This is a genomic window from Desulfolithobacter sp., from assembly GCF_054025815.1.
The window spans coordinates 19,510-38,817 of record NZ_JBPMMS010000002.1; the positions used below are offsets into that span (position 1 = coordinate 19,510).

17 protein-coding genes are annotated in these 19,308 nt (G+C 54.9%); 10 read left to right on the forward strand and 7 right to left on the reverse strand.

Annotation, left to right across the window (positions count from 1 at the left end; translation table 11 throughout):
- Window positions 1-42 precede the first annotated feature (42 nt).
- The 9 genes from ACXJJY_RS00190 to ACXJJY_RS00230 all read left to right on the forward strand — a co-directional run bounded on the left by ACXJJY_RS00190 (window position 43) and on the right by ACXJJY_RS00230 (window position 10,173).
- Window positions 43-1,689: a GspE/PulE family protein gene (locus ACXJJY_RS00190; RefSeq protein WP_456384423.1), complete on the forward strand. Its 1,647-nt coding sequence runs from the start codon at window positions 43-45 to the stop codon at window positions 1,687-1,689.
- Window positions 1,689-2,891, forward strand: a complete 1,203-nt coding sequence (locus ACXJJY_RS00195; protein WP_456384425.1) for a type II secretion system F family protein — start codon at window positions 1,689-1,691, stop codon at window positions 2,889-2,891. The genes ACXJJY_RS00190 and ACXJJY_RS00195 overlap by 1 nt, the downstream gene beginning before the upstream one ends.
- 135 nt (window positions 2,892-3,026) lie before the next feature.
- Complete coding sequence (locus ACXJJY_RS00200) at window positions 3,027-4,310, forward strand: AAA family ATPase (RefSeq protein ID WP_456384427.1); 1,284 nt, start codon at window positions 3,027-3,029, stop codon at window positions 4,308-4,310.
- Window positions 4,311-4,454: 144 nt separating this feature from the next.
- Window positions 4,455-5,909: a hypothetical protein gene (locus ACXJJY_RS00205; protein ID WP_456384429.1), complete on the forward strand. Its 1,455-nt coding sequence runs from the start codon at window positions 4,455-4,457 to the stop codon at window positions 5,907-5,909.
- Window positions 5,906-6,370 (forward strand): hypothetical protein, encoded by a 465-nt coding sequence (locus ACXJJY_RS00210; protein WP_456384431.1) that lies wholly within the window; start codon window positions 5,906-5,908, stop codon window positions 6,368-6,370. Before ACXJJY_RS00205 ends, ACXJJY_RS00210 begins: the two co-directional genes overlap by 4 nt.
- Window positions 6,367-6,852, forward strand: coding sequence for a hypothetical protein (locus tag ACXJJY_RS00215; RefSeq protein WP_456384433.1), 486 nt, complete (start codon window positions 6,367-6,369; stop codon window positions 6,850-6,852). Before ACXJJY_RS00210 ends, ACXJJY_RS00215 begins: the two co-directional genes overlap by 4 nt.
- A 157-nt stretch (window positions 6,853-7,009) precedes the next feature.
- Window positions 7,010-8,371, forward strand: coding sequence for a pilus (MSHA type) biogenesis protein MshL (mshL, locus tag ACXJJY_RS00220; RefSeq protein ID WP_456384435.1), 1,362 nt, complete (start codon window positions 7,010-7,012; stop codon window positions 8,369-8,371).
- 609 nt (window positions 8,372-8,980) lie between these two features.
- Window positions 8,981-9,253 carry a hypothetical protein gene (locus tag ACXJJY_RS00225; RefSeq protein WP_456384437.1) on the forward strand — a complete coding sequence of 91 codons (273 nt, stop codon included), beginning with the start codon at window positions 8,981-8,983 and terminating at the stop codon, window positions 9,251-9,253.
- 107 nt (window positions 9,254-9,360) lie between these two features.
- Entirely contained in the window at window positions 9,361-10,173 is an 813-nt protein-coding gene (locus tag ACXJJY_RS00230; protein WP_456384439.1) for a putative Ig domain-containing protein, read from the forward strand.
- A gap of 112 nt (window positions 10,174-10,285) precedes the next feature.
- On the opposite strand, the gene ACXJJY_RS00235 is transcribed toward ACXJJY_RS00230, so the two are convergent.
- The 7 genes from ACXJJY_RS00235 to ACXJJY_RS00265 form a co-directional block, all read right to left on the reverse strand.
- The gene (locus ACXJJY_RS00235) at window positions 10,286-11,320 is read right to left on the reverse strand and encodes an ABC transporter permease (RefSeq protein ID WP_456384441.1); all 1,035 of its coding nucleotides are present in this window, start codon (window positions 11,318-11,320) and stop codon (window positions 10,286-10,288) included.
- 2 nt (window positions 11,321-11,322) lie between these two features.
- Window positions 11,323-12,372 (reverse strand): microcin C ABC transporter permease YejB, encoded by a 1,050-nt coding sequence (locus ACXJJY_RS00240; protein ID WP_456384443.1) that lies wholly within the window; start codon window positions 12,370-12,372, stop codon window positions 11,323-11,325.
- Window positions 12,369-13,913 (reverse strand): gamma-glutamyltransferase family protein, encoded by a 1,545-nt coding sequence (locus ACXJJY_RS00245; protein WP_456384445.1) that lies wholly within the window; start codon window positions 13,911-13,913, stop codon window positions 12,369-12,371. Before ACXJJY_RS00245 ends, ACXJJY_RS00240 begins: the two co-directional genes overlap by 4 nt.
- Window positions 13,913-15,028: a carboxylate-amine ligase gene (locus tag ACXJJY_RS00250; protein ID WP_456384447.1), complete on the reverse strand. Its 1,116-nt coding sequence runs from the start codon at window positions 15,026-15,028 to the stop codon at window positions 13,913-13,915. Before ACXJJY_RS00250 ends, ACXJJY_RS00245 begins: the two co-directional genes overlap by 1 nt.
- A 21-nt stretch (window positions 15,029-15,049) precedes the next feature.
- Entirely contained in the window at window positions 15,050-16,222 is a 1,173-nt protein-coding gene (locus tag ACXJJY_RS00255) for a M20 metallopeptidase family protein (protein WP_456384449.1), read from the reverse strand.
- A 127-nt stretch (window positions 16,223-16,349) separates the two neighbouring features.
- A complete protein-coding gene (locus ACXJJY_RS00260) occupies window positions 16,350-16,748 on the reverse strand; it encodes a DUF4177 domain-containing protein (protein WP_456384451.1) in 399 nt (132 codons plus the stop codon).
- Window positions 16,749-16,820: 72 nt separating this feature from the next.
- The gene (locus ACXJJY_RS00265) at window positions 16,821-18,077 is read right to left on the reverse strand and encodes a valine--pyruvate transaminase (protein ID WP_456384453.1); all 1,257 of its coding nucleotides are present in this window, start codon (window positions 18,075-18,077) and stop codon (window positions 16,821-16,823) included.
- Window positions 18,078-18,326: 249 nt separating this feature from the next.
- Here ACXJJY_RS00265 and ACXJJY_RS00270 point away from each other — a divergent pair, with 249 nt between their 5' ends.
- A complete protein-coding gene (locus ACXJJY_RS00270; RefSeq protein WP_456384455.1) occupies window positions 18,327-19,199 on the forward strand; it encodes a Tll0287-like domain-containing protein in 873 nt (290 codons plus the stop codon).
- Window positions 19,200-19,308: the final 109 nt, after the last annotated feature.

Consider the following 19,308-nt stretch of genomic DNA (forward strand, 5'->3'; position numbering starts at 1 on the left):
ACGGGAAACGGCTCCCAGGCCCCTCTTCGCTGCTACGCACCCATGCCACCTGACAAACTCCCGTTAGGTCAGCTTCTCAAGGAGCACGGCCTTGTCACCGAAGAGCAGATCCGCTTTGCCCTGCATGAGCAAAAGGCTACCGGCGAGCGTCTCGGAGAGAGCCTGACCCGTCTGGGCCTGGTTACGGATACGGAACTGGCCCGGGCCCTTGCCCGGCAAAGCGGGTACGCCTATATCGATCTGCGGGCCTTTACCCCTGAAAAGGTCACCCTGCAGAAACTGCCGGTCCAGGCGGCGCGTCAGAAAAAAATCCTGCCCCTCTGGCTCGAAAACAACGAAATCCATGTGGCGGTTGCCGATCCTTTTGATCAGCCTGCGACCGAAACTGTCTACCGGTTGACCGGACTCTCTCCCCGTCTCCATGTGGGGGCCAGAAATCAGCTGGAAAAACTCATAGAATGGTTCTATCATCTGCTCGAAAATCCGGTCGATGATACGATCACCACCATTACCGGGCAGCTGCGAACGACACCCGGCACCAATGTCGACATCACCCACCTTGTCGACCTTATCCTGACCTCGGCGGTCAGCCACAGAGCCACAGATGTCCATCTTTCTCCCAGTGACCTTTCCACCAGGGTCATGTTTCGTACCGACGGAGTCCTGCGGCCGGCCCATGTCTTCCCTGCCGCAATACACAACCGGTTGATCACCAACATCAAAGTCCGCTCTGGAATGGATATATCGGAACAGCGCAAACCCCAGGACGGGAGGATGAGTTTCGAGTTTCTTGGTGATTCCTTTGATATCCGTGTTTCGTCCATCAGGACGAATTTTGGGGAAAATATGGTCCTGAGACTGCTTCCGTCACGGGGGGAGTCTACCCTGTCAATCGGTGAGCTTGGTTTTGAGAGCGACCAGTTGCAGACCCTGAAAGATCTCTTTGCCAAACCATATGGCATGGTTCTAGTGACAGGGCCCACCGGCAGCGGCAAGACCACTACCCTCTACTCCGCCCTGCGGGAACAGGACGCCATCGGCAAAAACATTCTGACCGTGGAAGATCCCATTGAATATGAATTTCTCATGATCCGCCAGACCCAGGTCAACGAAAAGGCAGGGTATACCTTCTCTTCCGCGATCAGGACCTTTCTCCGCCAGGATCCGGACGTCATTCTTGTGGGCGAAATCAGGGATGAGGAAACCGCCCTGCTGGCCACAAGGGCCGCCCTGACCGGCCACCTGGTCCTCTCAACCCTCCACACCAACACCGCCATCGGTGCCCTGGCCCGGCTGATAGATCTCGGGGTTTCCCCCTACCTGCTTTCCACCTCGCTTGTCGGCATTCTTTCCCAGCGCCTTGTCCGCCGCCTGTGCTGGAAATGCAAAGTTGAGCACTCTCCACCACCGGAAGATCTCAAAACCTTCGATCTGCCTCCGGACGGCAGGTATTTCAAGGCCGGAAGTTGTCCCGAATGCCAGCACACCGGTTATCTGGGCCGGGTGGTTGTAGGGGAAGTTCTTGGCCTTTCCAGAGAGTTGCTCAAGCTCATCTCCCGGGAAGAATCACTGGGTTCCATCGAGGAGCAGGCCAGGAAAGAAGGCTTTTATGATCTCAAGGAAGCAGCAAGCAGAAAAGTTGTCCAGGGCGAGACGAGCATAGATGAACTCAGGAGGGTAATTGGTTAATGCCGTTCTTTGTCTATGAAGCCGCCGACGCCGCCGGTCAAAAAATACGGGACCAGGGTGAGTACCCGTCGGTTGCAGCCCTGTATACCGATCTCAGGAGCCAGGGACTCACCCTCCTTGACTACCGGAAAAAACTTAAGCTCAATCTATCCATTGGGCAACGGAAAGTCAGACGCCTGGTCCTGGCCGAATTCTTTCGCAACCTGAGCTTGCTGGTTCAGGGAGGGGTACCACTGCGCCAGGCCATCCAGGACCTCTATCAAAACCCGGGTGATCCGACCCTGAAAACAGCTCTGAAAGAGATAAGCCTCAAGATTGAGGGCGGCGAGCTGCTTTCAGAGGCCATGAAAGCCCAGCCACGAATTTTCGGCAAGATTCTTGTCGTACTGGTCACCATTGGCGAGGAAACTGGCACCCTGGACCGGACTCTCAACGATGCGGCCCGTCATCTTGAGCGGACCGAGGAAATCATCTCCAACACCAGGCAGGCAATAACCTACCCGGCCTTCATCTGTGCTGCCATGACAGCGGCCCTGGCCTTCTGGATGCTCTATGTCCTGCCTCAGTTGCTATCTCTTTTTTCAAGCATGGGCATGACCGACCTGCCCCTGACCACCCGGGTACTGGTCGTCTCCGTTGATGTTTGCAAGACCTGGTGGCCACTTGTTCCCGGTATTGTCCTGCTTGTCAGCCTGGCAGGATTTCTGGCCGGCAAAAATGCCCGAATCAAGTATGCCTGGGACCTCTGCTGGTCCAGCACGCCCCTGCTGGGCAGGATCCTCAAGGCCTCCCAGCTTGCCTTTCTGTTTGAATACCTCTCCCTGCTCTCCGAGGCGGGCATCCACATTGTTCGCAGCCTGCAGATCATGGAAGGGTCCATAAACCACCAGGTCCTTAAAAGAGGCATCAAACAGATCGAAACCGCGGTCATGGATGGTCAAAGCCTGGCTGAATCATTTACCAGGATACAAATGGTTGAACCATTTATCATCCGCATGATCAGTGTGGGAGAACAGACAGGAACCATGCCCGGCCAGATGAAAATTCTGGCCGATTTCTATCTTGCCAGGGTTAACAAACTCGTCGACACCATGTCCAAAACCCTGGAGCCACTCCTTATCACCCTGGCCGGTCTTATATTCATGGTCATCGCTATCGGGCTGCTTGGCCCCATATACGACCTGATGACCCAGATAAAATGATTCATCTTCCTGTCCACAGACAACGCCCTGTCCTATCAGGGGTGATAATGGTCCGGGCCAGGAAAAAACAGGCAGGAAACAACTGCCCCCTGATGTTTTTCCCTCCGTATCAATAATCGCGACCTTCGCCGCTCTATGGATTATCTTGATTTCTACGGCTTTGACGAACCACCGTTCAGGCTGTCACCCGACCCTGACTTCTTCTTCCAAACCAGTCCGCACCTGGCAGCCAGAGAAGTGCTGGCGTACGGTATACAGCGTAAAGACGGTTTCATGGTCCTGATGGGCGGTGCCGGAACCGGCAAGTCTCTTCTGCTCCGGATCTTGATCCAGGACCTGCCACCCGACATACAGACAGCAGTTATCGTCACCCCTGCCCTTGATCCGCAAAGCTTACTCGAAATACTGCTGGACGAACTCGAAATTCCCCTGGACGACAACAACCGGCACCTGGGAGCACTTATAAAAAAATTTGAAAACGCACTGCTCGCCCTTGCCAGACAAAACCAAAGATTGCTCCTTATCATCGATGAAGCCCAGAATCTTCCCCTGGAGACTCTTGAACAGCTGCGACTTTTATCAAACATCGAAACCAATTCCGAGAAACTGATTCAAATTCTGCTCGCCGGACAGCCTGAACTCGAGGACCTTCTTGGTTCTCCAAGATTATTTCAGCTGTCCCAGCGAATCTCCATCACCGAAGAATTACGCCCCCTGACCAGAAAAGAAACAGGCCAGTATATCAACTTCAGGATCAGCCGGGCAGGACGTACCGACATCACCCTTACCACAATGGCCCTGTTCCGGGTCCATTCCACAACCACAGGAATTCCCAGGCTGATCAACAGAATCATGGACCGGGCCCTGCTCCAGGCGGCTTCCGAAGAATCAAATCTTGTCACCACCAGTCACATTGTCCAGGCAAACAAGACTCTGCCCGATTTCAACCGCCATCGGAAAACGTCAAACCGGTTACCGGTCAATCCGGCCTTGTTGGGGGTCACGGCCATCCTTGTTCTTTTCTTGCTGCTCTACAAATTTTATCCTTTTTCTGGTACCATGTTTCAGCCATTCGGGTCGATCCGGTTTATGCGGCCTGTGCAGCCGCAAAATATATCGAGCAGTGAACCGTTATCCGAAAAAAAACCCGCTCAGAATGGTCACGACTCAATATCCCTGGTACGGATTGTGGTGGACAAGGCTCTCATCCGTCAGGCTCCCGGCACAAAGCATCCCCTTGTAACCTCCGGTGTCCGGGGACAGGAATTCGAACTGGTCGATGAACGAAACGGATGGTTTGCCATCCGGATCTTTGACCCGACCGGCCAGCAAATGACAGGCTGGATCAAGGGAGACCTGGTGACCAGGATACAAAAAGAAACAACTCAGACAGCCATAGCTGCAACCACTAAACAGTAAATACTCCCGGAACGTTTATTTCGTTTTACCCAATCTTTTCTGCTCGTGAGAAGCACTCTCATCCCGGCAGAAAAACAAAAACGCGTTTGCCCGGAAGTGGTTGCCCACTGTCAAAAAAGCATGGAGATCTAAACAGAGGACATAATGCCTGGTTCCGGAAAGAAAAAAATTCTCGCCAGTTTTGATCCCGATAAGTTGCGCTGGTTCATGACGACGGCAAAAAAATCCGGCGGCAGGCTTGTCTTCTCAGGCGTCAAACCTGACTGGAACCCAACGACAGGCAACAAATCAGACCTCTACTGCTGTCTCAACACTCCGAGAACCCACCTTCTTGAGGACGAGTTCCCAAACCTGAAAAAAGACCTCCTAACCCTGCAGGTCAACGAGAGAATCCAACAAGAGGGACTTTACGGCGACGATACGCATTTTATTCATAAGATAAAAAAGCTCGGCAAGCAGGGAGAGCGGCTGAAACTATCTACCGTCTCCATCCCTTCATCAGACCTTGAACAATTATTTGAATCTGCCCGACTCCACGACAAATCAACAATCAGACGCATTGTTCCCGCACCGGTTGCCATTGCCGGCCTGTTAGATCAATTCACCACCAAACCGGTCCTGGCTGCGCTTTTCTCTGGTGAAAACCTTCAGCTTCTACTGGTTAAAGCAGGCCGCCCTCTTTACTCCCAGATGGTGCCACCGGACCTGTCGGGTTCTTACGAAGAAACCATGCTGGCCCAAACCTTCGAAATCGTACGGCAGAATATTTTCAGGCAGTTTGCCCTCGAGGTCGACAGGTTCATATGCCTGGGCAGTCATTATGACAAATGTCCGCCCAGAATCGGCGGTGAAGAGCCCTGGAAACCAGACTGGGAGGCGGCTTTCGAGGCTGAATCCGTTGAAGATCTGTATCGTTTCCCGGAATTATACGGGACATGGTTTGCCCAACCGGCATATGATTTGCTGCCTCGGAGCTGGAAGGCTTCTTACACGGCTCAAAAATGGGGCAACATACTGTGCTCCGGTCTCTTTTGCGCATCTGCCGCGCTTGCGATACTTACTTTTTACATGCACGATGACCTGAAAGCCCTGCGGGACTCCTACGGCAAGCTGTACGACGATATCTTCCTGAAACAGCAGGAAATCACAGCCATGTTGCCGCAGGAAGAGGAAAAACAGCTGGTCGAACGCATCGTGTCCATCCAGGAGGCCGCGGTTCGTCTTCCGAGAGTGGAAAACATACTTGCCAACATTGCAGACATCATACCCACAACGGTCAAAATTTCCTCTTTTACCTACCAGGTCGACAGCGGCAGCCCACCCGCCAGTCTTCCAGCCCCGTCCGCCGCTCCTGAGCACCGGTCCATCATCGACCAGTTGGAAGCACGGACAAAAAAACTAACCGAAGGACAGGGTATCCTGCGCATACGATTCACCACCGGGGGCAACCTGGAAAAAGTCCGGACAGAATTAAAAAAATCCATTTCCGGACTGGCCGAAAAATACCAGCTGGAAAATATCAGCTGGTATTATGCCCAGGATAGTAACAGAGCCTTTCTCGACTGCGACATCAAATTAACCAGGATCACGAACCGATGAACACCGTTCCCGGAATAACCGGTCGCAGACTCTTGCTGCAGGGGATTGTTGTGGCCCTGTTCTGTGCCAGCCTCTGGTTCTTTCTTGACGCCAGGATGGAACAAAAAGCCCTTAACAGCGCCATCGACAGCCTGCGACAGGAAAAAATCCACTACGACCTGGCACGAAAAGAGCTGATCCGCTACCTGGAAATGCGCACCCAGGCGCTCTCCTGTCTCGAATACAGCACCCCTCTTGTCTGGGAACAGGTCCAGATTCAGCTTGGAGAGACCGGTTTTCCGGAGCTGTACAGCCTTCTTCGGCTCCTGGACCAGAACGTACAGGCACAATATGGCACAAACTCCATTTTTATCATGGAAAACATGGAGATGAAATCGGCAGATCCCATACTGTCCCCCGAGACAACAAATGGATTTTCCATCAGAGGTTATGTTCTCTCGATCTGCAAAGGAGACGGATGATGAAAAACTGGGCGTGGATTCTCATGCCGGTCTGGAGCCTGCCTCTGGGCCTGATACTGGTTATGATCCAGGTCGATGGGGAAAATTATAATCTGCAGTACCCTGTACTGTCCATTCCCAGCTGGTTTGTCACAGTACCGACAGGATACAACTCATCAATACCGCCGCAGCCCGGACCGGGCATCTCTTTGCATCAGGACTCAATCGGTCGACTCCACCCCTTTGCTTTTGAAAGCAATGCCCGCCCACCCGACGCTGCAAAAAAAGAACTTCGACCCCTGCACCTGACCCTTATTGCCGTGGTAGGAAACAAAAAAATATGTCGCATCAACGGACAGCTTTTTACAGAAGAACAGAAAGGAAACGGATTCCAGGTAGTGAGGATCAACAACACCAGTGTGGAAATCATGCTCGATACAGACAGGCAACCGCTTGCTCTGTACCTTAATCCATCGGAGGACTCTCCCCATGATCAAAAATAGCAGGATGATAATCCTCCGATATCTTGCATTCATTCTTGTCCTTGGAGGATGTGCCCATCCTGATCCGGCCGCCAGGAACCAAATGCCTGAATGGGGCAAACCCTCTCTGGCGTCCCCGTCTCCTTCGCAAAACCGGACTTTGGCCCGGGAGAAGGAAATGAAAACCCAAAAGCCAAGGTTCAAAAACCTCTCACCGCTTGATCAGCAAAAAATTTCCATTTCTTTTTTCGAGGAAGATTACCGGGCCGTTCTCCAGGTCCTGGCCCGGGCGGCCGGTTTCAACCTGATCCTTGATAACGAAGCGGAACAGATTCTCGACAGCGGCAGTTCCCTGACCGCTGAATTCAGCGAACGATCGGTTCGGACCGTAATGGAATATGTATGCCGCGCACTGGATATATACTGGACCGAAAAGGACGGCACCATTTATGTCAGTGGACGCCAGAAGCTGATTTTGGACCTTGACTTTCTCTCCACCATGCAGGAGTCCAGATTCAATGTCGGCGGAGATGTCCTGGGCGGGGGGAACAGTGGTGGAAGTGACAACGGCGTCCTGACACCGCTCAGAGGAAATTTCGAACTCTCCGGAAGACAGTCAGGGGAACAGTTTGACATATACAGCGAAATCAACACATTCGTCGCGGATCACGTTGGTGACAATGGAACCTATGCCCTCAACCGGGCCACCGGAACCCTCATGGTCATCGCCCGGCCTCATATCGTCCGGCAAGTCCGCAGTTATATTGAAACCATAAAGAAAAAATACCGCCGCCAGGTCCTGATCGAAGCCAAAATTCTCGAGGTGAACCTCGACAGGTCCCATGAACTGGGTATCGACTGGAAACAATTCGAGGCGACCATCAGCCAGAATGCCCTGCGGGCCGGTGGCACAACCTTGAATATAATCAGCGAGGCACTGAACGAAAACTCGGTCTGGTACGGCCTGCAACTGTCGGATCAGTACTACAGTATCAGCGCCATCCTCCATGCCCTGGAAGAGTATGGTTCGGTCAACACTCTTTCCAATCCCAGGCTCAAGGTGCTCAATGGACAATCCGCCATGATCAGCGTTGGTCAGTCAGTTTCATATCTGCGAAGTTTTGAACTGGAGACCACTGGTACGGATGTAGGCACCACCCAATCGCCGAGTGTGGAAATCGGCTCTCTTTTTGACGGCATTCTCCTGGGGGTAACCCCGGAGATAGAAGAATCAGGGAACGTCAGCCTGCACCTGGTCCCAATCAAGAGCGAAATTATCTCTCTGGCCGAAAAAGAATATCTGGGCGGGAACCGCTACGCTTTTCCGGTGGTAAACCTGCGAGAGGCTTCAACCGTCGTACGGGCCAAATCAGGCGAGCTGGTCATTCTCGGCGGACTTATCCAGGATAAAAAGCAGAACAACAACTCTGGCTTGCCGGGCCTCAAGGATATCCCGCTTGTCGGTTCGATGTTCAAATATTCCGCCAATCGCCGTCAGCGGGTAGAACTGGTCATAATTCTCAGGTTGGAAGTATTGTAGATGAGCAAGCTATTTGCGACACTCAAACAACTGGAGCGGCGTCAAAGGACAAGTGACCCCCAACAGAAACAGATCGCCGCCCTTCCCCACAGCTCCAAAGGGAAAAAAACGGTCAACGGGAAAAAAATCCTCGCAGTTACACTTTTTTTTGTTCTCAGTGGAGCAGCGGCCCTTGTCCTCCTGCCCAAGCTCCTGACCAGCACCAACGTCACAGGAGATGTATCAGTTGCCGTGCCAACCTCAAACCGGCAATCTCCGATCGAACCCTCAATCAATATACGTCCTGAAAGTCCCTCTGCCAGGCCAGCAAACCTGGGCAACAACACTGATCCGGGCCCTGACCACGGAACAAATCGGGTATCAGCTCCAGACAGGCAGACAGGCCAGGCATCGCCGCAAATGGTCACCGCTGCCTCCGTAAACAGTCTCTCCCAACCAGACAACGGGACGGACACCCACGGGTCAGAACCTGTTGCCTTCGGCTGGAAGAAAAAAAAACACGACTGGGGGGAAAAAACACTGGCTTCCCAGCTAGTTGCAAGCCAACAGCCTCTCAAGGCAACAGAATCATCCCCCCCGGACACTGGCCCGGCTGTATCGGGTCTGTCCATGGATCGGCGCCAGAAACAGCTGCTCCAGGCGGCCGAGGATTGCCTCAAACGGGATGATTTCGGTGAGGCTGCCAGACTGTACCGCCTGGTGTGGAAAAAAACCGGCAACCCGCTGGTCGCCAACAACCTGGCCGCCTCCCTGATGATGATGGACAGAAACCTGGAGGCTGTCAATATTCTCCAGGAAGCCCTGCAACAACACCCGGGAGATACCGACCTGGAATATAATCTTGAAATGGCTAGAGCGCGCGTCAAAGACATTGAGGAGTGATCATCATGACTTTCATTCTCCGACCGGCTCATGATCGTCACGTCCCTCCTGTACAGTGTCAAGGGAAACCGGCACCAGTAAAACACCAGGTTTCAGAAAGGATCAATATGGACAACAGAGGCTTCACCCTCGTTGAAATGGCAATTGTGCTTGTTATCATTGGCCTGCTGGCCGGAATGGGTGGCGGGATCATGAAAATTGCCGTGGAGAGGCAGAAACTCTCTGAAACGAGGAACAGCCTGGACCAGGCCTACGAGTCCATTGTCGCCTGGGTGGAGCGCTACAAAACCATGCCCACCACCCTGACAAGCCTCGGAGTCAAGACAACCGATGCCTATACCCAAAACCTGTACTACGCCACCTACACTCCTGCCGGGGCCAATGTCTGCACGACACCGGGCACCTATCTCCAGATCAATGACCGGGGCATCCTGAAAAACAACATTGCCTTCATACTTCTGAGCAAGGGCAAAAACCTCTGCAACCAGACCGGGACAAGTTCACCCTACCAGGTTCTCCAGGCCGGGACCGCGACCACCGGCTGTCCTCAGGGCAGCCTGGAGTATGATGACGAGGTCCGCTATCTTGACATCACAAGCCTTGTCAACTCGGCCTGCGGCCAACTGTGGATTTCCACCACTTTCCTTCATTACGGTACGGTCGGAGAGGTCTATCCACAGGCCCAGCTCGCGGCCACCGGCGGCGGCAACCATGTATGGGACCAGACCGGAGGCTCCCTGCCCCCCGGCCTCAGCCTCTCTACCGATGGAGTTATCTCCGGCACCCCCACCACTGCCGGAACCTATGCCTTTGAGATCCGGGTAACCGATGGCATCGGCAGGAGCGCCCGCTCCACACTCTCCATTGCAGTGAATCCGTCGTCCGGTGGTGGCGGTGGCCATGGTGGTGGCGGTCCATAATGGCATCAGGCTCACTGACACTCGACAGTCCGGTGCCTGCTGCCGGCCCTGAAAAGACCAACAGAACCTCTTGTGGTGTTGCCAACTCCACGGGATTGGTGCCAAACAGGCTTCACTGCTTCCTGGGATCAAACGCCTCCCGCAAGGCCTCGCCGATGAAGATCAGCAGCACCAGGGTTCCCACCAGGACCACGAAGGTGGAGAGAGAGAGCCACCAGGCATCGATATTGGCCTTACCCTGGGCCAGCAGTTCGCCAAGGCTTGGCGTGGAGGGCGGCACGCCCAGGCCGAGAAAATCAAGACTGGTCAGGGCCAGGATGGCTCCGGACATGCGAAAGGGGAGGAAGGTGATCACCGGTGTCATGCCGTTTGGCAGCAGGTGGCGGTACATGATGGTGAAATGGGAGACACCCATTGCCTTGGCCGCCTTGACGTATTCCATATTCCGGCCGCGGAGAAACTCGGCCCTGACATAGTCCGACAGTCCCATCCAGCCGAACATGGAAAGCAGGATCAGCAGGAGCAGGATGGATGGCTTGAAGATGGAGGCAAAGATAATGAGCAGGTAGAGTTCGGGCATGGCGCTCCAGATCTCGATAAAACGCTGAAAGAACAGGTCCACCTTACCCCCGAAGTATCCCTGAACCGCCCCGGCCACAATGCCAAGCAGGGTTCCCACCGCAGTCAGGGCAAATCCGAACAGAACAGAAAGACGAAAACCGTATATGAGCCTGGCCAAAACATCGCGGCCCCGGTCGTCGGTCCCGAGTAGATTTTCCCTGGTTGGGGGAGATGGCACCGGTACGTCGAGATCCAGATTGATGGAGTTGTAGGAGTGGGGATTGGGGGGAAACCAGACCCTGTTGCCGTCCGATCGCAGCTTTTTAAGGATATAAGGGTCGCGGTAATCGGTCTCGGTCTCGAAATCTCCGCCAAAGGTGGTCTCGGGGTATTCCCTGAAAAGAGGGAGGTAATAATGACCGTTGTAGTAGACCAGAAACGGCTTGTCGTTGCTGAGCACTTCGGCAAAAAGGCTCAGAAAAAAAAGAATCGAAAACAGAATCAGGCTGTAATAGCCCCGTTTATTGTTTTTAAAGCTGCGCCAGCGCCGGGCGGCCAGGCTGTTTTTTCTCTTTCCTGTTTTCATAACTACCGCACCCGCTCAAAGCTGATCCGCGGGTCAACCATCACGTAGCTCAGGTCAGACAGCAGCCGGGAAACCAGGCCGATAATAGTGAAGAAATACAGGGTACCAAGCACCACCGGGTAATCGCGGTTCATTACCGATTCGTAGGCCAGCAGCCCCATGCCGTCCAGGGAGAAGATGGTCTCGATGAGCAGGCTGCCGGTGAAGAAGGCGGTGATGAACGAGCCCGGGAACCCGGTGATGATAGGGATAATGGCGTTGCGGAACACATGCTTGTAGAGAACCTGACGTTCATCAAGCCCCTTGGCCCGGGCGGTCATCACGTACTGCTTGCGGATCTCCTCCAGAAAGGAGTTCTTGGTCAGAAGCGTCATCACCGCCAGACTGCCCACGGTGGAGGAGATAATCGGCAGAACCATGTGCCAGAGGTAGTCAAGAACCTTGCCGATCAGGCTCATTTCATTCCAGTTGTCCGAGACCAGACCCCGCAGGGGAAAAATATTGAAAAAACTGCCGCCGCCAAACAGGACAATCAAAACAATACCGAGCACAAATCCCGGGATCGCGTACCCGACCAGGATAATGGTGGAGGTGATAACGTCGAAACGGGATCCGTCCCGGACCGCCTTGGAGATTCCCAGTGGTATGCACACTGAATAGACGATCAGAAAAGACCACAGCCCCAGAGACATGGATACCGGCAGCTTGGAAATGACCAGGTCCACCACCTTCCTGTGGTGGTAATAGGATTCACCGAAATCAAACCTCAGGTAATCCCGCATCATACTGAGGAAACGTACCAGGGGCGGCTTATCAAAGCCATAGAGTTTACGCAGCTGCTCGATACGCTGCTGATCGAGCCCCCTGTTGCCTTGGTAGAGTCCGGTACTGCCTGAGACAGCCTCGCCGCCACCGGTGCGTCCCTCGATCTGGGCCATCATCCGCTCCACCGGTCCACCCGGGACGAACTGGGTGATGACAAAGGTAATCAGCATAACCCCAAAGACAGTCGGGATCATCAAAAGCAACCGTTTGAGAATATACCAGCTCATTCTTCCATCACCCGCACAGCCCCGCCCCGCCTGGGATCACCCACGCCATGGCCGCCCGGCACCACAGTGTGCACTCCGCCAAAGTAAACGTTTTTTTCCTTCCACACGTTGATGGCCTCCTGTTCCTCCAATACCTGCAAAGCCCTGTCGGAAAATCCAGGCTCCACCTGGACCACACTGCCGTCCCAGTGCAGCCGGGGTGCATGGACAGCAGTCTCGATATCGCGACCATAATCGATAACCTGGACCAGGACCTGGGTGATGGCGGTACGGATCCGCTTGGAACCGCCGCTACCAAGCACCAGCTCGACCTCTCCGTCACGAAGCAGGGCGGAAGGCGACATCATCGAACTTACCCGGATTCCCGGAGGACTGGAGTGAAAGCCCTGTGGATGAAGATCATCCTCACCCATCATGTTGTTGAGCATAATGCCGGTACCCGGAGCAAAATACCCGGAGCCCTCACCATTGGAACAGGTCATGGAGGCGATATTTCCTTCCCGATCGGCAATGGAGAGATGAGTGGTTCCCCGGCTGAAGAGCCGAACATGACCGGCTGCCTCTTCTATCGATCCGTCGGAGCGCAGTTTTTCCAGGGCCTCGGGGGAGGCAGCACCCTGCTCCCGGAGACGCTCCACGGCCTGCATCAGCCCGGTGGTTCGGAGCAGGTACTCGGCCGAACCCCAGGTATCCACCGGCTCCAGATGTTCCTGGATCGCCAGAGACAGGGCAATCAGGCTGCCGCCAAGGGATGGAGGCCCCACGGTGAGCAGGGTATGGTTCCTGTATCGGGCACGCAGGGGTCTTCGTTCAACCACCTGGTAGCCGGCCAGGTCTTCCAGGGTCAGCAGACCGCCACCCTCACGCATATCCCTGGCCACGGCCCGGGCTATATCGCCGCGATAAAAACTCTCCCCCCGGTCCTTGATCAGATCCTGGAGGAAAGACGCCAGGGCTGGATTCTGCAGAACATCGCCGGGCCGGAGAAACTGGCCCCCTGGCTCATAAAGCGCCCGACCTTTCGGGGTCATGGTTACAATGGGATGGAGCAACCGGAGAAAGCCGGCCTGAAAATCGTTGAGCTTGTGCCCCCGGGCCAGGTCTATGGCCGGAGCCAGGATATCGGCCAGGGGCAGTCGGCCAAGCCGCTCATGGACATGAAGAAGACCCTTGAGTGTCCCGGGCACGGCTACCGAACCAAGGCCGATATTGAATTCCTGATCCGAACCGCCGAACTGAACCGTAACGGGAAAAAAATGCGGCCGGGGAATCTCGCCCCCCCCCTTGCCCGGCGTATCAACGAAAAAATCAAAGACGATTTCCTCCACCGGCCCATCCTTGCCACTGGTCCGGGCCAGGAGAAATCCGCCGCCGCCCAGGCTGGTCAGGGTCTGTTCAGCAACCGCGCCGGCAAATCCGGCAGCAACGGCGGCATCAAAGGCGTTGCCGCCGGCACCGAGGATATCGGCCGCCGCCTGGCTCACCAGTTCGTGCCCGGTGGCCACCACAGACCTGGTGTATCGAATTTCCTTATCAGTCATTATTCCCAGAATTGAGCCCGCATGCTCTGTATCATTTTTTCAAAACTGTTTTCCTGTTGCATCAGCTCCCGCTGCTGCCGGGCACTGGTACCGCGCTCAAGAACCCCCTCCAGCTGACGACACCACTGCCTGGAGCCATACCTGTCCAGCCAGGGCCCAAGAAGGGAGAAAAGTTGCTCGGCCGCCTGGTGCAGACTCAGGACCCGGCCATCGAAAAGTCCCAGCGGATCAATAAACCGGCCCTCCAGGCCATGCCTGGCCGCCTGCCACTTGTTATATCCTAAAATCCTCTGATTGATCCGGGCCGGAGCCACCACTCCTTCGATAATGGCCACGGCAAAGGCCTGGATAAGACCAGCCATGCCGACAATTTCGGAAAAACGCGCAGGCAGATCACAGGACCGAACTTCCACGGTCCCGAAAAAGGGATTGATCCGCACATCCGACCAGAGATCCCGCACCTGGTGGATGATCCCCTGCTTCATGAGCATGTGCAGCTCGTCTTCGTAGGCCTGCCAGGAACCAAAATAACTGGAGAGACCGGCCAGTGGCAGGGCCTCGAACAACTTGGTCCGATAGGAAGACAGGCCGGTGTCGAGGCCGCGGAACCATGGAGACGAACCGGTAAGGGCCAGAAGCACTGGCAGATACCCCTGGAGCACATCGCAAACCCGTACAGCCATCTCCCGATCTTCCATGCCCACGTGGACATGGAGCCCCTGGGTGATGAACTGGCGGCCGACGTACTGCAGCTCTTCCAGGATCCGTTCGTAACGCGGATCCGGAGTCAAGACCTGCTCCAGGGGTTCGGCAAAGGGATGGATACTGGCCGCATGGAGCACCATGCCCTGGTCTCCGGCCACATCAGCCAGCATATGAATGGTATGGCGAAGATCCTCGGCCACCTCATCCACATCGCTACAGACCCCGGTGAGAACCTCGAGCATGGACTGGATAAATTCCGGTGCCAGCCGAGAGGCAAATTCAGCAGGTGCAGCGGCAAGGATCTGTCGCGCTCCGGGTACCAGGGCCAGAGTTTCGCGGTCAAGGATCTGAAACTCCAGTTCCACGCCCAGGGTGGCGAGCCTGCTCTGCGCAAAAGGTATCGAATCCATCTGCACCTCCCTGTTCCCCGACTACGCCTCCAGATAAGAGAGCCCGGTCCGGGCAACATCGGCCAGCCAGGCCGCACCATGGCTCAGTACGAATTCATCAAAGTCAAAGCGGCTTGAATGGGCAGGACCGGCCTCTCCGGTGGCGCAGGCAGCGCCAAACCGGACAAGACAACCGGGAATTCGCTGCTGGTAAAAGGCAAAATCCTCGCCGCCGAGGCTGGGACGCCCCTGACTGATGACATTGTCTGTTCCCACCACCCGTCCAGCGGCAAAACCGGCAATTGAAGCGGCCTCTTCATCATTGATGACCGCTGGCAGATGGCCAAAAAATTCAATCTCGATACGGGCATTGCACATCTCGCCAAATCCCTGTATCACCCTTTGCATGCCACTCAAAATGCGCTCTCTGGTCCCTGGATGGGCACTGCGGATCGTCCCCTCCAGCAGGGCGTGTTCGGCAATAACATTGTGGACTGTCCCGGCCACAACCCGGCCCACCGTGATCACGGCCGCCTGGGCCGGATCGATCTGCCGTGAAATAAGGGTCTGCAGGCTCATAACCAGGTTCGAGGCGACCACCACTGAATCGACAGCCTCATGGGGACGGGCTGCATGGCCTCCCTGTCCGTAAATCCGAATGACAAAGGGGTCGGTGTAGGAACAGACCAGTCCGGAATCCACGGTAAACCTCCCCACAGGATAATGCGTATCGATATGGCCTCCAAATATCATATCCACATTGTCCAGGGCTCCATCATCAATCATTCTTGCCGCCCCGTTACCAGACTCCTCGGCCGGCTGAAAAAGCAGGCGGACACAACCCGAAAGCTGCTGGTCCCGCAACAGGGCCGCAGCCCCGAGCAGCATGGCCACATGGCCGTCATGGCCGCATGCATGCATGATCCCGGGACGGGTCGAGGCAAAGGAAAGCCCGGTCTCCTCAGTGATGGGCAGCGCATCCATATCGGCCCGCAGAGCGACACATGGGCTCTCGCCTTCACGGCCGATCTCGGCCACGATACCGGTAGAGGCAAAGCCACCCCGCCAGTTGACACCCAATCGGTCCAGTTCCTCACCAATATACTTAGCGGTGCGCTTTTCCTGGTAGGCAAGCTCCGGATACCGGTGCAGGGTGCGACGGATCTCCCGCATCCAGGCAAGGAGTTCCCGATCGACCATTAGCGCCGGATTCATTTTTTTCCCACCTGTACAAACCTGCCGCGATTTCATTTCTGGTGAGCCTTTGCCCAGCTTATCACTCTGTTATTGATATCGAGAGTCCCTGGTCAGCCAGCGACTCTGTCGTAAATGTCCCTGCCGGTCAGAAAATTCGAATTCTGCCGACCAGATCCTGGTCCTGCTCCTCCTCCAGCTGCTGCATGGCTTGACGGCGCCGGGCCTCAAGCTCCATGATATGGGCCCGTTCCCGCTCCTTAAGAGCGCTGGCAGAGACAACATCTTCCTTCTCCACTGCGTCACAATCGGGTTCAGAAGCAGAGGCCGGTGCATCATGATCCTCATCATCTGCCTGCAGGCCGTCTGGTCGCTTGCAGATGGCCAGCAGTCCCTCCTGGGTAGTGGTCACACCCACCAGCTCCCAACCCCGGGTTCCCTGCTCATTGAGGGTCTTTTCCACTTCCTCGTCATTGATGTACTTGTCGCCCAGCAACTTGTCTCTCTGGAATTCAAACAGGATGGTTCGATAAACCCAGCGTCTCATTTCTCTCTCCTGTCTTCATTTCAGGCCATCACACCAGTGACAAAAACTTCAAGATGTTTCCAGCGAAAAAACTCAACCGTTGTCGTGGTATGCCCGGCGGACCTCTTCACCAATGATTTGCAGGCCCTGACGGACATCCTCTTCATCCTGAGAATAGGTTATGCGGATACACTCTCCGGTATGGCTCCAGCCCGGCTCCAGGCCTGGAAAAAAATAGTCACCAGACACCACCAGCACGCCGCGATCCTTGAGCCGCTCATAAAGGATACGGCTGGAGATGGGCAGCTCCGGAAACCAGATCCAGAGGAACATCGCCCCCTCCGGGGTATGGACCCGGTAGTCAAACCCGGTGAAACAGGTGGTAATCCAGTGCATGGCCTTTTCCATCTTGCGCCGGTAAAAAGGCATGATCACCTCACGGCTGAGACGGATAATCTCCCCGGACCGGACGATATCAGTGGTCAGCATGGCACCGAAGCTGCCCGGAGCCAGATTCAAAATGGAGTTGATGCCGGAGAGAATCTCGATAATCTCGGTCCGGGCTATGACAATCCCGGTCCGGGCCGCCGGCAGCCCGAATTTGGACAGGCTCATGCAAACGATAAGATTCTCGTTCCAAACCGGGGTAGCCCCTGTATAGATGATTCCGGGAAAGGGTACCCCGTAGGCATTGTCGATAATAAAGGGGATGTCATTCTCCTTTGCCAGCCGGATCAGTCCCTGGATCTCGTCATCAGTCAGCACGTTGCCGGTGGGGTTGGTAGGCCGGGAGGCGCAGATCACGCCGATATCCGTGTTCACCTCGATGTGATCGAAATCGACCCGGTATTTGAACAGGTTGTCTTCCAGAAAGTCGATCCGCGGCCGGACCGCGGTAAAAAAATCATCGCTGAGCCCCAGATCGGCATAGCCGATATATTCCGGAGCCAGGGGCAACAGAACCTTCTTGTGGCTGCCATCGTCAAACCGGCCGGCAAACATATTGAAAAGCAGAAAAAACGATCCCTGGCTGCCGTTGGTCAGGCAGATATTTTCCGGCCCCAAATCCCAGCCATACTCGTTTCGCAAAAGGGTTGCCAGAGCCTTGAGAAAATCTTTTTCCCCCCGGGGAGGATCATAGATGCCGATCAGTTTACGAAATTCGCCCGGATCCTCGGCAAGCTCCTGCAACCGGCGGCGAAGTATTTCCTGCACTTCCGGCACATGACCGGGATTTCCACCGCCCATCATGATCATATCACCGCCAGCCAGGGCATTGCCCAGGTCATCCATCAGGGACAATATTCCTGAACCGGTGGAAAATCGTTTGCCAAATGACGATAGTTTCATTGTATTTTCGCCTCTCCCGGAAAAAATATCTTTGCCATCACGCCGACCATGTCCTTTTTCCCAAAATAGCCAAATAAACTATTTCCCTCCATCGTGCAACCTCAACCCCCTGGAACCTGTTCCATACCAGAGAACCACATCCCTGTCAGAAAAAAGACTTTCCTTGATTTTTCCAGCCGGGCTGTGATTGACTACAAAAAAAATCACTGTTTCCATCCTTCCTTTGAACCCTTCACTTCGGAGAGCTGCATGAGTATTCGTACACGATTCATCATCCTTATCGGCATACTCAGCCTGATCGCAACCGTTGGTATCGCCGTGGCCAGTTATCGCTTCAGCGTCAACAATGCCATTGCAGAAGCCAAGAGCAAAGGACACCTGGTCTTTGACGCCCTGCAATCTTCCCGGCTCTACTTCAAAAAACATCAGCGACCGAAAATAATGGAGATGATGGACAGGAACCAGTTTGTACCCGAACTCATCTCCGGTTTTGCCTTGACCCGCGGGGTCTGGAACGAGTTCCAGAAGCGCAACCAGGACTATCAGTTCAAGCAGGCCACTATTGACCCGCTTCATTCTGATAACAAAGCCGACAAGTATGACCTGCAGATACTCGAAATTTTCCAGCAGGATCCCAAAAAAAAGCTGGCCGAAGGAACCATCACCAAGGAGGGCAGCCAGTTTTACTACTTTGCCCAGCCCATCCGTATTTCCCGAGGCTGCCTGCGCTGTCACGGCGACCCGGCCGATGCCCCCAGGGAACAGATCGAACGCTACGGAACCGAACATGGCTACAACTGGGAAGCCGGCAGTATCGCCTCGGCTTACGTGGTTTACGTGCCGCTGGAAAAATCACTGACCCAGGCCAGACAATCGGCGATCAACCTGGTCCTCATTGGCAGCAGTGGAGTGTTGCTTCTCATGCTTATCATCTGGTTCTTTTTCAGCCGCTACGTGGTCAAACCGGTAACCATGCTGGAAAAACGGGCCACGGAGATCAGCCTGGGCAAAAACCTGAGTGAACCGATCGTCACCCCTTCCCGGGATGAGATTGGAACCCTGGCCCGGGCCGTTGACCGACTGCGGATCAGTGTGGACAAAATGCTCAAACGTTTCAAGTGAGGCGTCAGTAAACCAGTCAACCAGCACAGACAACCCCTCCCTGCATATCCGGGCGGGGTCGGAGGGTCCACTTGCCTTCAAGACAAAAAAGCCTGCTGACAAAACAAGG

Bases quoted from the DNA above. Each gene is read 5' to 3' on its own strand.
- ACXJJY_RS00190 (WP_456384423.1), top strand. From the start codon at position 43: ATGCCACCTGACAAACTCCCGTTAGGTCAGCTTCTCAAGGAGCACGGC.
- ACXJJY_RS00195 (WP_456384425.1), top strand. From the start codon at position 1,689: ATGCCGTTCTTTGTCTATGAAGCCGCCGACGCCGCCGGTCAAAAAATA.
- ACXJJY_RS00200 (WP_456384427.1), top strand. From the start codon at position 3,027: ATGGATTATCTTGATTTCTACGGCTTTGACGAACCACCGTTCAGGCTG.
- ACXJJY_RS00205 (WP_456384429.1), top strand. From the start codon at position 4,455: ATGCCTGGTTCCGGAAAGAAAAAAATTCTCGCCAGTTTTGATCCCGAT.
- ACXJJY_RS00210 (WP_456384431.1), top strand. From the start codon at position 5,906: ATGAACACCGTTCCCGGAATAACCGGTCGCAGACTCTTGCTGCAGGGG.
- ACXJJY_RS00215 (WP_456384433.1), top strand. From the start codon at position 6,367: ATGATGAAAAACTGGGCGTGGATTCTCATGCCGGTCTGGAGCCTGCCT.
- mshL (WP_456384435.1), top strand. From the start codon at position 7,010: ATGAAAACCCAAAAGCCAAGGTTCAAAAACCTCTCACCGCTTGATCAG.
- ACXJJY_RS00225 (WP_456384437.1), top strand. From the start codon at position 8,981: ATGGATCGGCGCCAGAAACAGCTGCTCCAGGCGGCCGAGGATTGCCTC.
- ACXJJY_RS00230 (WP_456384439.1), top strand. From the start codon at position 9,361: ATGGACAACAGAGGCTTCACCCTCGTTGAAATGGCAATTGTGCTTGTT.
- ACXJJY_RS00235 (WP_456384441.1), bottom strand. From the start codon at position 11,320: ATGAAAACAGGAAAGAGAAAAAACAGCCTGGCCGCCCGGCGCTGGCGC.
- ACXJJY_RS00240 (WP_456384443.1), bottom strand. From the start codon at position 12,372: ATGAGCTGGTATATTCTCAAACGGTTGCTTTTGATGATCCCGACTGTC.
- ACXJJY_RS00245 (WP_456384445.1), bottom strand. From the start codon at position 13,913: ATGACTGATAAGGAAATTCGATACACCAGGTCTGTGGTGGCCACCGGG.
- ACXJJY_RS00250 (WP_456384447.1), bottom strand. From the start codon at position 15,028: ATGGATTCGATACCTTTTGCGCAGAGCAGGCTCGCCACCCTGGGCGTG.
- ACXJJY_RS00255 (WP_456384449.1), bottom strand. From the start codon at position 16,222: ATGAATCCGGCGCTAATGGTCGATCGGGAACTCCTTGCCTGGATGCGG.
- ACXJJY_RS00260 (WP_456384451.1), bottom strand. From the start codon at position 16,748: ATGAGACGCTGGGTTTATCGAACCATCCTGTTTGAATTCCAGAGAGAC.
- ACXJJY_RS00265 (WP_456384453.1), bottom strand. From the start codon at position 18,077: ATGAAACTATCGTCATTTGGCAAACGATTTTCCACCGGTTCAGGAATA.
- ACXJJY_RS00270 (WP_456384455.1), top strand. From the start codon at position 18,327: ATGAGTATTCGTACACGATTCATCATCCTTATCGGCATACTCAGCCTG.